The organism is Melioribacteraceae bacterium (assembly GCA_019638015.1).
GTDB lineage: Bacteria > Bacteroidota > Ignavibacteria > Ignavibacteriales > Melioribacteraceae > JAHBUP01.
Genome location: JAHBUP010000001.1, coordinates 100,709 through 114,737 on the forward strand (window position 1 = coordinate 100,709; position 14,029 = coordinate 114,737).

The following is a 14,029-nucleotide window of genomic DNA, read 5'->3' on the forward strand; positions in this document are numbered from 1 at the left end:
GCTTTTCTTTTTTTAACACAATCCAAATTAATTCCCTCTTGTCTAATAGCACAACTTCTTTATTTTTAGGTTAATAATTTTTTGAGGAAGTTTATGAACATAAGCAAGAAACTGACCTGTTTGTTAGCAGTATTATTCTTTTCTTTTACCGCCAATATTGCACAAGATTTAACCTCCGCGGAGTATTCCAAATTATTCAGAACCCCTGATCCCCAAGAAAGGATTGACCTTTTAAATAAGTTTAGAGCTGATTATCCAACAAGTTCATTTTTTTCGAACTCATTATCTCAAACGTTTAGCGCATATGTTCAACTTGGAAATGCCGACTCTGCTTTAATTTATGCACACAAATATATTTTAACTGTACCGGAAGTTTCGAAAGAAGCGCCCTACTCAAATTTTGCATTCCAGTTGGCCGAAAAGGGGATTGCTTTAGATAGCGCCGAATCATTCGTGAACAGAGCGGTTCAGCTTGCCAGAAAGAATAATTCAAGAAGGCTCAATGCTATTTTAAATACACAAGCTTCCGTTCTTTTCAAACGGGGAAAAGTTAAAGAGGCTGTAACTGTTCAAGAGGAAGCCCTTGCCGGGAATGATTCAAATCCCGAATATTTGATGAATTATGGCATCTATCTTTTTGAATTGGGGAATAAAGAGGAAGCGGTTAAAAATATGGGGTTCTCTGCTCTTTTTGGTAGAAATCCAAAATCAATAGAATATTTAAATAACTGGCTTACAGATCAAAACGAGCGAACAAAAGTTGCAGATCAAACAGCAAATAATTTCTTTGCCGCCGGAGAAACGCCGGTAATGAAATCAATAGCCGCTGCTTTTTTTGCTTCATTAAAAGTAAATCTTGATAAAGCTCTCAAACTAGCCAGTGAAGCATCTTCGGTGTTAAATGATGAATCATCTGCCGATGAAATAGTAATGATAAAGCAAAATCTTGCGCTGGTATATTTTGCTAAGGATAAATTCAACGAATCGCTAGAAGAACTAAAAAAAGCCGAAAAATTTACCGCCCCCTTCAATTCAGATTTCTATCTGCTAAAAGGAAAAATTTATCAAAAAATGAATAATGATGAGGAAGCGCTGAAATCATATTTAACAGGAAATTTATTTGGTGGTAATTTTGAGGTTGCTGAAGCAATCAAAACAATTTCACAAAAATTAAATTTAACCCAAGTTCAATTAGATGAAAAATCAGAGGCAATTAAAACTGAATTTAGAAATTTTGAATTTGAGGGACACTTTAAAACCGAGAGCAAAAAAGTAGTTGTTGCGGAATTATTTACAGGAGCGGAATGTCCTCCATGTGTTGCCGCTGATGAAGCTTTCGATAAACTCGCCGAGCATTACTCAAAGGAAAATTTATTAATTCTTGAGTATCATCTTCATATTCCGGGGCCCGATCCAATGACTAACCCAGATACATTTAGTAAATATCAATTTTACGGAGCAAATTTTGGAACGCCAACCGTATTTATTGAGGGAGTAGAAAAACTTGTCGGGGGCGGTCCCGATTTTGTGGCTTCGAGCAGAGCAAATATTTATCAGCATTCAATTAATAAATATTACAAGGAAAATCCCAAACTTCAAATTTCTGGAAAGACAACCACAAAAGAGGATATAATAAACATAGACGTAACACTTAAATCAGAAAATCAAATTGAAAATAGCATTGTGCAGATTGCTTTGTTGGAAAAATCGGTTGATTATACCGGAGCTAACGGAGTAAGCAAACATATTTATGTGGTTCGCAGTTTAATTAATGGTGCTGAGGGAGTGTTGTTAAATTTAGAGAAAGGAAGCCAAACAATCAGTCAAATAATAGATGTTTATGAGATTGAAAGAAGAATTAAGGAATATCTTGATAATCCGGAAAATCATCCTTCGTGGAGAAAGGGAACTAAATTTACGGGATGGAGAGCACGCCCTGATAATATTAACCGCACAAATTTGGGTATTGCTGTATATGTCCAAGATGTAACTTCTAAAAAAATTATACAGGCAAAGTATTTTGATATTAAATAAGAGAAATAATTAAAATGAAATACAGATCTAAATTAATAATTGTAGTTGGGTTTCTCTTGATTACCCGATATGTGAGCGCCCAGATGCTCTCTTCAAAAGATGTATTAGATATCAGCGCAGAATTAATTAATACAGATCCGGTAGTAATTGAGTTGAAACTTGATATTAAAGAGAGATGGCATATAAATTCTAATAAACCCCTTGATGAGTTTTTAACACCGACATTTGTATCAATTAAAGATAGCACGCTTTTTTCGGAAGTAACTATTGAATACCCCGCCCCCGATATTTTAAAGTTAGAATTTTCTGAAACAGAACTTGCTCTTTTTCATGATATAACAGTAATTAAAATAATATTGAGTCCTAAAGGGAATTTTAATAAGAATAATTTTACTATTGAGGGTGAAGTTTCTTATCAGCCATGTAACGATCAAACATGTCTTTTTCCTACAAAGAAAAACTTTTCTGTTACTTATAAAAAAGAGGTTGAGGAGTAGATAATTTGCTTACTGTCGTGGAGTGGTCCTCGACAGTAAGGAATTTTGTTTGATTTTAAACTGAGTTTCTTCATTTTGCAAATAGATTTGTCCACGTTATTCAATTAGCTTTTAGTCGGCGATTTAATATTAATTATAGATAGATTATATATTTACAAAATGAAGAATCGGTTGGTTTATTTTATCAATTCTATTCTTATTCTAATCTGTTTATTTGGAATTTATCAGGTTTATGAAAAGGCGGGGATTCCTGTAAAATTCAAAGATAATAAACTAATAATCGAACAAATTTTCTCGAGCAACTCAACTCTTCAGAGAAGTGACAGCATAGTCTCGGTTAATAATTATCCAATTAATTCTCAAGAAGAATTGGAATTTATTCTCGATTCAAAATCGAAAAAGGATAGCGTTCTATTAACTATTAAAAGAAACTATCGTTTAATAAGTTTAACAGAGGGACTGGTTCAATTCTATTCAACAATCTATCTTGTGATGCAGCTTTTTGCATCGCTAGTATTTATTTCACTAGCGTTATTTGTTTATGTAAAAAGAAAAGAAGATCCTGGCGCCCAAATGTTCAATTGGATTTTTATGTTTTCCTCAATTATCATTTGCACTACTTGGGGAAGATATACAATTGACCCGCACGGAGTAGGACATTTTATTAGGAGTGTGTTCGGATTATCTTATTCTCTTACCGGAGTGATGTTTTTACACTTTACACTAATATTTCCATCCAAAAAAAATAGATGGAATCGCGGGCTTCCTTATTTATACGCGGCGGCAATTATATTGACTTTAATCAGCGCGACCTATTTTCACATTGCTACAAGCAACTTTGATCTGGTTTACTTCTCGAAATACATGCAGACTTTTAATATTATCAGAATCTTCTTTGTGTTATCAGTGATAGCGGGAATATACAATATTTTTATATCGTATATACGAGCTAAAGAAGAATATGAAAGAAGAAAATTGAGATGGATACTTCTTGGTCTTGCAATTGGACCGGCAGCATTAATTTTTTTGTGGATATTACCTCAAATTGTTTTCTCACAAGGATTAATAGCAGAAGAGTACGTAGTTCTAGGGATGCTCTCAGTGCCAATTACATGTTCAATAGCAATTGTTAAATATCAGCTCTTAAATATTGATTCTATATTTAAGCGAGGGACTATTTATTTAATTGTACTCTTTTTTGTTTTGATCATTTATATTATTTCGGTAATCGTAACCACAATATTTATTGATTCATTTTCATTTTCGACCTCATTAATTTCATCAACGATCTCGGCCGTTATTATAGCCGCTCTTTTTCATCCTATAAAAAATTGGTCAACACAATTTGTTGACAAAAAATTTTTTAATGTGAAGTATGTATATCGAAAAGTTGAAAGAGAGTTTATAGAACAACTGCTTGTTTGTCATGATGAAATTTCAGTAAATAATTTAGTGGTTAATACTATCAACAAATACATCTCTTGTGAATTCGTTCGACTTGTGTTTAGTGGAGATTCAGATTACAAGATTGATGATTTCCCGCCTCTTGATTATAGCACCAAAATACCGCCTTATGCCAAAAAAGAAGTTATGGAACCCGGGTCTAATTTTATTAATCTTGAAGGCATTTATGGACAAACAAACGTGGCGGCGGTTTTTATTATTGCCTCCAACAAAAATGGATATATTGGTTTATTGCTTCTCGGTAAAAAGAAATCGCATTTCCGTTTCAGCTTAGAGGACGTTGACCTAATTTCTAGCATTTGCGATCAAACAGCGCTTGCTATGGATCGAATTTTGTTCCAGCAAAAGCTCATATGTGAGGAATTAGAGTCTCGTCGATTAAAAGAACTCAATGAACTAAAGTCATTTTTTGTTTCTTCAGTAACACATGAATTAAAAACACCGCTAACAGCAATAAAACTTTTTGCTGAACTTATAGAAGATTCTTCAAGTTTAAGTGACGAGAAAAAAAATGAGTACTCAGAAATAATTATAAACGAAACAGATAGACTAACACGCCTGATAGACAATGTTCTAAATACAACTAAAATTGAAAAGGGAATTAAGACGTATCAGCATCAGATAGTAAACCTTAATGAATGTATTACAGAGGCAGTGCGTATTATGAAATATCAGTTGGAAAGAGATGCGTTTGAATACGAAATAAATCTGGATCAAAATAAATTACTTTTATGGGGGGATCGAGATTCGCTGGTTGAAACAATTATTAATCTTATCTCTAATTCAATTAAATATTCTACTGACACAAAATTCATCACAATAACAAGCTACAAAGAAGGCAAACATATTTATTTCAAAATTAAAGATGCTGGAATTGGTGTATGTGAACAAGATAGATCTCGAATATTTCTTCCATTTGAAAGAGGATCGATGAATAAAGATATAATTGCAGGCGCAGGATTGGGACTGGCTATAGTAAAGCATTTTGTGGATGCTCACAATGCTCAAATTAATCTTGAGAGTGAAATTAATGCTGGAACAATAATTACAATTCAGTTTTCTGGAATAATAAATGAAAAATATACTCTTGATAATTGAGGATGATGTTTCCATCGCCAAAGGATTGTGCGAATATTTTAGTAATGAAAATTATGAAGTATTGGCTTCTCATAATGGCGAAGAGGGTTATTTGCTAGCCTGTAATTCAAAAATTGATTTAATAATTCTTGATCTAATGCTCCCCAGTAAAAATGGCATGGAGATTTGTCGAGATTTAAGAATGAAAAAAAATAGTACTCCGATTTTAATGCTTACGAGTAAAGGGGATGAGGTGGACAAAATAATAGGTTTAGAAATTGGCGCCGACGATTATGTTACAAAACCATTCAGCTTGAGAGAACTTAGTGCGCGAGTAAAGGCAATATTAAGAAGAAACAAGTACGCCTTAAACGACATCGAAGAAATTAATTTTAGTAATATTTCTATCAATTTTAAAAAACAAGAAGCTTTCAAAAACAAAAATCCTCTTAATTTTTCCACGATGGAGTTTAAAATCCTAAAATATTTTTCTATGCACGAGGGGGAAGTAATTACAAGGGAGATGCTGCTTGATGAAGTCTGGGGATTCGAAAGTTATCCCACCACAAGAACGGTTGATAATTTTATTCTTTCACTCAGAAAACAAGTTGAAAAAAACCCATCTGCACCGAAACACTTGTTAACAATTCATAAGGCGGGTTACAAATTCGTTAGATGAGTTAGTAAAAACATTTACATATTAATGACAATTTTGTGACAAATCACTCTTACTGTTAATTTATGTTGCTTCCGTAAATCACAACACAAGGAGCAACAAGATGAAACAGTTTACATTTCTACTTAGACTACTAATAATTCTTCAGTGTTTTTGTTACCCAAAATTTGGCATATACGGACAATCGGCCGATACTTTAACAATTATTCACCTAAACGATACTCATTCAACTTTAGCCCCGCTTGCACCAAGAATGGAATCGCTTCTGGGAACCAAAGGAGGCATCGCAAGAGCAGCAAGTTTAATTTATAATTTGAAATCAACTGAAAAGAACGTTTTAACATTGCATGCTGGGGACTTTTTTATAGGCGATATTTTTTTCAACCTTTACTTTGGTGTTCCCGAACTGCATATAATTAAAGAAATTGGCTTTGACGCAATGGCACTTGGAAATCATGAATTTGATTTAACACCAGAAACACTTCTTGGTGTATTTCAAAATGCTTTTGTCGATGGTGGATTTCCCATATTATCAGCAAATGCTTTATGTGAAAATGAAAAAGTAAAGCCCCTTAAAAATTTTGTTAATCCTTATATAATAAAGAATATGGGGAAAATGAAAATTGGAATTTTTGGACTAACCACTCCAGAGACAAATATTTTTTCCTTACCCGCTCCGATTGTATTTGATGATAAATTACCTGAACTGACTTTACAGACCGTAACACAGCTAAAGGAAGAGGGTTGTAATATTATAATATGCTTATCTCACTTAGGTCTCTCAATTGATAAACAAATAGCAGAAAATGTTCCTGGTATTAATATAATTGTGGGAGGACATGATCATCTCGCGCTTTTTTCGCCAATTGAAATTTCAAACCCATTAAATAAAACCTGGATTGTTCAAGCAGATGCCTTTTATAAATACGTAGGAGTAATGAAGATAGAACAGAAAAACGATGCTTTATCTTTGCTAGATTACGAATTGATACCGCTGGATGAATCCATTCCCGAATTAGAGCCAGTTAAACATATGGTTGATCAGTTAATCTCTGATTTAGAATCAACTTTTGGAATTCCTTTTTTTTCAAAAGCAATAGCTTATGCACAGGATGATTTTGAAGAAGTTGCAAACTCGAATTCATCGGGAATGTATGATACTCCAGTTGGTAATTTAATAACAACCGCCTTTTTAGAAACTATGAAAACAGATATTGCTTTAATTACAGGCGGGTCATCCGCTCAAAAACTTTTTAAAGGTCCGGTTACACCAGTGGATGTTTTTCGAATGATTGGTTATGGCTTTAATGAAAAAAATGGTCTTGGTTACAGAATTGCCACCTTTAATATTACAGGAGAGGAACTTTGGAAAGGAATTGAAACATGTGTGTCGCAAATGGAAATAAATGATGAGCTATTAGCTCAAGTTTCGGGTATGAGATATCTATTTAATATTAATAGTCCAGTTGGCAAGAGAGTCGAATATATTGAAGTAAAAGGAAAAATGATTGATCCAACTGCAACATATTCTGTAGCAACCAATGAATTTCTAATTAACGCGTTTCCGATGTTTGGAATTAATATTTCTAACATCCAGGTCTTTGAGGATCTCACCGAATTTGAAGTTGTGCTAAACTATGTTATGGCAAAAGAAATTCTTGTGCCCGAATTAAAAGCCCCGGTAACCGGGCTCGAGGAAACACAAGCGGTAATTCCTAATCAATATCTACTAGAACAAAACTATCCCAATCCCTTTAATCCACGCACAACAATTTTATATCAAATTGCAGAACAAGGAATTGTTGAGTTAAAGGTTTACGATAGTCTTGGGCAATTAATTTCAACACTAGTTAATAAGGAACAATCACCCGGACACTATAAAGCATTCTGGAATGCAGAGAACGTTGCTAGTGGAATTTACTTCTATCAGCTCAAGTGTGGTAACTTTTCAGAAATTAAGAAAATGTTATTCATTAAATAATTAGTGTCGCTGATGACTTCCTAATTATAAAAGTTTGGAGATAAACATGAAAATTTTAATAAATACTTTAATCAACGCTTGTATCATTATTTGTTTTGTTATTAGCAGTGCATGTGCCCAAGCTGACACAGCTAAAGTTTTTCGTATTACATTAAAAGATAATACAGAAATTATTGCAAAGATTATAAATCAAACAACGGATTCTATCTTTTTTGCCACCCCATTAGGAATTAAGTTGGGAGTTGATAAAAAAAATATTTCAGATCAAGATTTGTTGAACGGTTATTTTGAAAATGATAAATATGTTCGCATAGATCCTAACAGAACAAGACTTTTCTTTGCGCCTACTGGGAGGATGTTGAAAGGCGGTGAAGGATATATTTCGGACTACTGGCTGTTCTTCCCCTTTATTTCAATGGGAATTACTGATTTTTTCACTCTAAGCGGAGGAATGACTCTCTTCCCTGGTGCGAATAATCAGTTGTTCTATATTGCACCTCGCATCGGGGTAGTACAAAGCGATAAGTATTCATTAAGCGGAGGAATCATTTATGCTTCAGCAGAGGAGGTCAATTTTGGAATTGTTTATGGCGTAACTTCTATTGGAAGCAAAACTCACTCGTTTACCTTAGGTATTGGATATGGTTTTTCAGATGGAGAGTTAGCTAAAAAGCCTGTAATTGTGATAGGGGGTGAAGCTCAAGTTTCAAATAGCTTAAAACTAATCTCTGAAAACTGGATTCCCCCTGGAAGCAATCAAATGCTCATCTCTTTTGGATTGAGATTTTTCGGAGATTATCTTGCCGCCGATTTCGGTTTAATTACCAGCTCAAAGGCTTCAGGCGGTTTCCCTTTTTTGCCGTGGCTTGGGTTCTGTTATAATTTTTAAATTTTTCTAAAAGGATTAACTATGTATCGAACCTTAATTTTGTTATCATGTTTACTTTTTGCAGCCTGCGCCTCTTCGCATATCAGTATAGACGAAATTACTATTAGGGATTCCTCACTATTTAATAAATTCAACGGGCAGGAAATTCAAATCTCCACCATCGATTCAGTTTTAGTTCACTACTCATATCCTTCTAGGCAAATTGTAAGAAAATCTATACTTGAAAATCGATCGATTGAAAATTATAACTTTAAAGGCGACTCGTTAATTATTGATGAACCATTCTTCAAATCGAGTATTCCTATAAGTTCAATAAGAGATATAGTGTTTAAGGGAATTATTCACGATGAGTTGGGATTTATTAGCGAAAAGGAAATTCATATGTTTTCACAATCTGAATTAAGCACCGGGGGTGGAGCTTTGCTGGGCGCTACGGTTGGTGGATTAGTCGGATTTTTAACAGGGACGTTTATTGGAAGTTTCTCTAGCCTCGAATTCAATCTATGGGGTGGAGGGACTAAATCTGATAACAAAAAAATTAATTCTTCTTCAATTAAAGGGGGAGTAGTTGGTGCTGTGATTGGTGTCGTAATGGGCGCGTATATTTTTTCGAATAAAGAACCTACTTTCGAAGAAACTATAAATAGAATCAGGGAATCAAGGTTAAAATTAAAAACTGATTGAGGTAGAATTGATATGAAAAAAATATATTTTCAATCCTTTTCTGTTTAATGGGATGTGCTAGTCAAACAGTAACTCTCAATAATTTAAAATTAGTTGAACCCTCTCTCTACAAACAATTTACTAGCCAAAAAATTACAGTCACCTGCAAAGACTCGGTAAAAGTTACTTTAATGAACAACATTACTGGAGTAATCTACCAGAAACAAAGATTGCTGAGAGAACGCCCAATATTTAACTATTACTTTTCAGAAGATTCTCTTTTTGTTGATGATTCTGGTTTTTCGTGTAACATAAACATAAGTAATATAAGTTACATAGAGTTTTTAGGAATTTATGATGATGAGTTAGGCTTTATCTCCGAAGAAGATTTAAACAATAACATTGATAGATCCAATCAATATACAAGCGCAATTGTATTAGGCGGATTTACTGCTCTTGCCGGAGGAAAATTATTTCTAGGGTTAAAAACAAAAAATGGGTTTGATGCTATTGGAGAGAATTTTGGGTTGGGTTTACTTGGGGGAGCGTTGGGGGCAACAGTAGGTACAGTTCTCGGCTATCATTTAGTTTCAAAAACTCCCACTTTGCAGGAAATATTGTTAAAGATGAAAAATGATAAGCACAAAAAATAAATTCAGATATCTACTCTCTCCGAGTTTGCACAAAGTCTGTTCAATAGAAAAAATTCTTTTGCTGTAAGTTTGACTCCAAATTCTTAAGTTTACGTAAAATTTATGGGGCAATTATGCGTAATTCTATCGAGTTCCTTAAAATATTTGAACGACTTAAACGAATATTAAAAAAATATGATAAGAAGTTTAAGGTAGTGGTGAATAATGAATTTTCAATTTCCTATTATGGGGGATATTCGGCTAAATTTAAGCAGGATCTATATTTCGGCGGAACAGAAATCAAAAAGAATTATGTGAGTTTTCATCTCATGCCGGTTTATATGTATCAAGAATTAATTGATTCTATACCCGAAATTTTAAAAAACAGGATGCAGGGAAAGTCATGTTTTAATTTTAAAAAATTTGATGAACCATTATTCAAAGAATTAGAACTGTTTACTGAAAAAGCATTTAGTGTTTTTAAAGAACGGGGTGAAAATGTAACTGCAATTAATAAATAATCTTAATGCAGAATAATAATTGCGCTGTTCAATTTCACCTATCGTAGAACTTCGATTCACTTTCTTTTGTTCATAAATAAAAAGGTAATCTAAATATGAAAAGAAATATTTTAATTCTGTTTGTTTTAATTTCGGCTATAACAATAAATGCCCAGTTAGAACTTCCACGCGTCAGCCAAAAAGCGCAAGTCTCACAAACTATCGGTTATTGTAATATTACAATTGATTATTATCGTCCTGCCGTAAAGGAAAGAGAGATTTGGGGCGCACTTGTACCATTTGGAAAAATTTGGAGAACCGGCGCTAACGACGCCACCACAATTCAATTTACAACAAACGTCTCAATTAACGGAATGAGTGTGCCAGCCGGAATTTATTCGTTATTTACAATTCCCGAAAAAGATGAGTGGACTATCATACTTAATAAAACATTTAAACAATGGGGCGCATATAATTACAAAAGTGATGATGACTTAATGAGATTTACCGTTAAGCCGGCCACATCTGAATTTAACGAACGGCTTCTTTTTTCTTTCACAGAAGTATCAGATTCAACCGCAACATTATCAATTTCCTGGGAAAAATTAAAAGTATCATTCACTATTAAAGAAGATATTTATAAACACGCACATCAAAAAATAAAAGAAGCGCTAGCGCAAAATCCCGATAAGGCTGATATTCATAATTTAGCAGTTAGATATGCCGCGGATAATTCCATTTTTTTAGATGAGGCAGTTGTGTGGGCCGATAAAGCTGTTTCGTTGGGCGGTGGATATGTTTCTCACTTTCAAAAAGCGCGTGTACTTTACTCATCTAAAAATTATGTTGATGCATTAAAATCGCTGGCAAAATGCCGCGAAACCGGACGCAATGAGAAAAACTACCAGAGTTTTGTTTCTCAAATAGATTTTCTAGAAAAACAAATTAATTCGGCAATGAAATAGTTTCATGAAAAAATTTGACATTCCCGACCATTACAGAAGTTCGATAATTTCTAAAATTAAAGAGAAGAGAAAACTGCTCGACCCGAGAAAAAAGGATTTCTCCCCCACAATTCTCGATTTCGGGGCGGTTACCTTCTTGATCGCCCGTCATTTTGGGTTTTGTTATGGTGTAGAAAACGCTATTGAAATAGCCTACAAAACAATTGATGAAAATCCCAGTAAAAGAATTTTTCTATTAAGTGAAATGATTCATAACCCGCATGTAAATGAAGATTTAAAAAGTCGCGGCATTAATTTTATAATGGATAATTACGGAAATCATTTTATTGATTGGGGAGAAATTACAAGTAATGATATTGTTATTATTCCCGCATTCGGCACAACAATAGAAATTGAAAGATTGTTGATCGAAAAAGGGATCGATACTGTAAAGTACAACACAACTTGTCCATTTGTTGAAAAGGTGTGGAATAGAGCTGTTGATCTTGGCAACCAAAACTTTTCGGTGGTAATTCATGGTAAAGCAAAACATGAAGAAACAAGAGCAACTTTTTCACACAGTATTCGAAATGCCAAATCAATCATTATCCGTGATATTGAAGAGGGAAGAATTCTTGCTGAGTTTGTTTTAGGCAATCGTCCCGAAGAGGAATTCTATTCATTCTTTAGTGGAAAATATTCTGATGGTTTTAATTTATTAACCGACTTAACAAGAGTTGGTGTAGTTAATCAAACAACAATGCTTGCCAGTGAAACTGAAGAAATTGCAGAACTTTTAAGACAAACCATGATATTGAAATATGGAAATGAAAATATTAAAAATCATTTCGCCGATACCCGGGACACACTATGTTATGCAACTAATGATAATCAATCGGCAACTTTAGGATTGTTAGAAAATGAAGCCGATCTCTCAATTGTAATTGGCGGGTATAACAGTTCAAATACTTCTCATCTTGTTGAACTCCTCGAAAGTAAATTCAAAACATTTTTTATTTCTGATTCGAGGAAGATTGAGAGCAAAGAATTAATAAAACATTTCGACTTGCATCAGAAGTCTGAAGTTGTTTCATCATTTTTACCAGGTAAAGAAAAAGTTAAGATTGCGATTACAAGCGGAGCTTCCTGCCCCGATTCAATTGTTGATGATGTGTTGAATAAAATTTTATCTTTTTACTCTATCAATGTTGAAATTGATGACGTAGTTGAAAACTCTGTGAGGTAAAAGCACTTTTCTAAATTATATCCCGTCAAGAAATGGTTCTTGACGGCGGAGATGTTCACAAGGCTGTCGAGGACCACTCCTCGACTGCACTTTACTTTGGATTAAAGTTTCCCCCTATTTTCCGTGAAAAATATATGTGCCCAAATTGCCGTTTAGTTCTCCATAGCCTACAATAAACGTTTCGTATCCGTCTGTCCATCCTACTTGAAATGATATTGTCGGATCTTTGATTTTAAAAAGGTCGCTGATGTTTTCCCAATTTGTTCCATTGTAAAAAAAAACTAGACTATAGCCTCCTAACGCGAACATATATTTTTCATCCAAACTAAATATTTCATTTATTCCATAATTTAATTGTAAAATGGGATTCCATCTATCTTGTTCTCTTTTCCAAACCCCGCCCTGACCGCTGGAATATAGCTCTCCACTTGAATCTACATATAAATCTTGAATACCCCACTTCCATCTTGAAAACATTGTTATCTCCATTGTTTCAACAACCTGCCAATTTTTTAGAGTACCATGGATATAATAATGTATCTCAGCATGTGTCTCTCGATTGTATGACCAGACTAACGCATGTATCTTCCCTTGGTGGTATAAAATATCGCTCAAAAAATAGCTAGTTTCTGGTCCAAGATTAAGTTTAATAGTATCAACAATAAATTGTGTTCCATCATATTTTATTATTATTCCATCTCTCCCCCCTCCCCATATATTACCCTGGTCATCCTTAGTCAGTCCTAGCATCTGACTTCTCGTATTTAGTTTATAATCAGTCCATATACCGTTACGATAGTTTCCGAAATAGGATAGCTGTATAAATTCCTCAACAAAGCCACTCCCAATGTAACCTGTTGTCCATATATCTTTATTATTTCCTTCTATAACGCGGCTTATTCCTCCCCCGATTTCTTTAACCATACTCCAGGTTTTTCCATCATAATGCATCATTGCTCCATGTCCTACCCATGTTGCAAGCCATACATCCTTAGGGGATAATACAACAATATCATACGGAAATACTTGTATGGCATCCTGAGGCATCTGTAATGTATCTACAGTCCACGTCATTTCTCTGGGGTGTTTAATTTTTTTTTCGGGTTCGGTTATTCCTTCACCACAAGAGAGGATTGCTGTAAGTATTATTATTGCAGTTGAAAGTGTTATCGCAAGGTGTTTCACAAATTCCCCACTTATGATTCTAGTTTTTCAAAATTGCATTTTTAAAATAGACAAGTTTATCTAAAAAACAGAGAAGTATGGGTAACAAAAAAAATAATACTGCCGCCGTCAAGAAGTGGTTCTTGACGGCTGAGATATTCACAAGGCTGTCGAGGACCACTCCTCGACAGCAAGTAGTTACCCACGCTGTTGTATAAGTTTATGCATATATTTGCACAATCAAAATCAAAATTCTAAGAGA

12 protein-coding genes are annotated in these 14,029 nt (G+C 34.1%); 11 read left to right on the forward strand and 1 reads right to left on the reverse strand.

Features of this window, described 5'->3' with window-relative positions:
- Positions 1-93 precede the first annotated feature (93 nt).
- The 11 genes from KF816_00435 (at position 94) to KF816_00485 (ending at position 12,603) form a co-directional block, all read left to right on the forward strand.
- The gene (locus KF816_00435) at positions 94-2,034 is read left to right on the forward strand and encodes a hypothetical protein (protein ID MBX3006468.1); all 1,941 of its coding nucleotides are present in this window, start codon (positions 94-96) and stop codon (positions 2,032-2,034) included.
- A gap of 14 nt (positions 2,035-2,048) precedes the next feature.
- The gene (locus tag KF816_00440) at positions 2,049-2,531 is read left to right on the forward strand and encodes a hypothetical protein (GenBank protein ID MBX3006469.1); all 483 of its coding nucleotides are present in this window, start codon (positions 2,049-2,051) and stop codon (positions 2,529-2,531) included.
- A 159-nt stretch (positions 2,532-2,690) separates the two neighbouring features.
- A complete protein-coding gene (locus KF816_00445; protein ID MBX3006470.1) occupies positions 2,691-5,093 on the forward strand; it encodes a hypothetical protein in 2,403 nt (800 codons plus the stop codon).
- On the forward strand, positions 5,068-5,751 hold the full coding sequence (locus tag KF816_00450) for a response regulator transcription factor (protein MBX3006471.1): 684 nt from the start codon (positions 5,068-5,070) through the stop codon (positions 5,749-5,751). Before KF816_00445 ends, KF816_00450 begins: the two co-directional genes overlap by 26 nt.
- 100 nt (positions 5,752-5,851) lie before the next feature.
- Positions 5,852-7,729 (forward strand): 5'-nucleotidase C-terminal domain-containing protein, encoded by a 1,878-nt coding sequence (locus tag KF816_00455; protein ID MBX3006472.1) that lies wholly within the window; start codon positions 5,852-5,854, stop codon positions 7,727-7,729.
- 46 nt (positions 7,730-7,775) lie between these two features.
- Positions 7,776-8,618 carry a hypothetical protein gene (locus tag KF816_00460; GenBank protein ID MBX3006473.1) on the forward strand — a complete coding sequence of 281 codons (843 nt, stop codon included), beginning with the start codon at positions 7,776-7,778 and terminating at the stop codon, positions 8,616-8,618.
- Between the two features lie 21 nt (positions 8,619-8,639).
- The gene (locus tag KF816_00465) at positions 8,640-9,302 is read left to right on the forward strand and encodes a hypothetical protein (GenBank protein MBX3006474.1); all 663 of its coding nucleotides are present in this window, start codon (positions 8,640-8,642) and stop codon (positions 9,300-9,302) included.
- A 170-nt stretch (positions 9,303-9,472) separates the two neighbouring features.
- Positions 9,473-9,934 (forward strand): hypothetical protein, encoded by a 462-nt coding sequence (locus tag KF816_00470; protein MBX3006475.1) that lies wholly within the window; start codon positions 9,473-9,475, stop codon positions 9,932-9,934.
- Between the two features lie 113 nt (positions 9,935-10,047).
- Positions 10,048-10,434 carry a hypothetical protein gene (locus KF816_00475; GenBank protein MBX3006476.1) on the forward strand — a complete coding sequence of 129 codons (387 nt, stop codon included), beginning with the start codon at positions 10,048-10,050 and terminating at the stop codon, positions 10,432-10,434.
- Positions 10,435-10,529: 95 nt separating this feature from the next.
- Positions 10,530-11,378: a DUF2911 domain-containing protein gene (locus KF816_00480; protein ID MBX3006477.1), complete on the forward strand. Its 849-nt coding sequence runs from the start codon at positions 10,530-10,532 to the stop codon at positions 11,376-11,378.
- Positions 11,379-11,382: 4 nt separating this feature from the next.
- Positions 11,383-12,603 carry a 4-hydroxy-3-methylbut-2-enyl diphosphate reductase gene (locus tag KF816_00485; GenBank protein ID MBX3006478.1) on the forward strand — a complete coding sequence of 407 codons (1,221 nt, stop codon included), beginning with the start codon at positions 11,383-11,385 and terminating at the stop codon, positions 12,601-12,603.
- Between the two features lie 114 nt (positions 12,604-12,717).
- Here the strand turns inward: KF816_00485 and KF816_00490 are convergent, their stop codons facing one another.
- The gene (locus KF816_00490; GenBank protein MBX3006479.1) at positions 12,718-13,788 is read right to left on the reverse strand and encodes a hypothetical protein; all 1,071 of its coding nucleotides are present in this window, start codon (positions 13,786-13,788) and stop codon (positions 12,718-12,720) included.
- Between the last annotated feature and the right edge of the window lie 241 nt (positions 13,789-14,029).

What these genes read in the sequence shown, in the direction of transcription:
- KF816_00435 (MBX3006468.1), top strand. Translation starts at nt 94, where the DNA reads ATGAACATAAGCAAGAAACTGACCTGTTTGTTAGCAGTATTATTCTTT.
- KF816_00440 (MBX3006469.1), top strand. Translation starts at nt 2,049, where the DNA reads ATGAAATACAGATCTAAATTAATAATTGTAGTTGGGTTTCTCTTGATT.
- KF816_00445 (MBX3006470.1), top strand. Translation starts at nt 2,691, where the DNA reads ATGAAGAATCGGTTGGTTTATTTTATCAATTCTATTCTTATTCTAATC.
- KF816_00450 (MBX3006471.1), top strand. Translation starts at nt 5,068, where the DNA reads ATGAAAAATATACTCTTGATAATTGAGGATGATGTTTCCATCGCCAAA.
- KF816_00455 (MBX3006472.1), top strand. Translation starts at nt 5,852, where the DNA reads ATGAAACAGTTTACATTTCTACTTAGACTACTAATAATTCTTCAGTGT.
- KF816_00460 (MBX3006473.1), top strand. Translation starts at nt 7,776, where the DNA reads ATGAAAATTTTAATAAATACTTTAATCAACGCTTGTATCATTATTTGT.
- KF816_00465 (MBX3006474.1), top strand. Translation starts at nt 8,640, where the DNA reads ATGTATCGAACCTTAATTTTGTTATCATGTTTACTTTTTGCAGCCTGC.
- KF816_00470 (MBX3006475.1), top strand. Translation starts at nt 9,473, where the DNA reads ATGAACAACATTACTGGAGTAATCTACCAGAAACAAAGATTGCTGAGA.
- KF816_00475 (MBX3006476.1), top strand. Translation starts at nt 10,048, where the DNA reads ATGCGTAATTCTATCGAGTTCCTTAAAATATTTGAACGACTTAAACGA.
- KF816_00480 (MBX3006477.1), top strand. Translation starts at nt 10,530, where the DNA reads ATGAAAAGAAATATTTTAATTCTGTTTGTTTTAATTTCGGCTATAACA.
- KF816_00485 (MBX3006478.1), top strand. Translation starts at nt 11,383, where the DNA reads ATGAAAAAATTTGACATTCCCGACCATTACAGAAGTTCGATAATTTCT.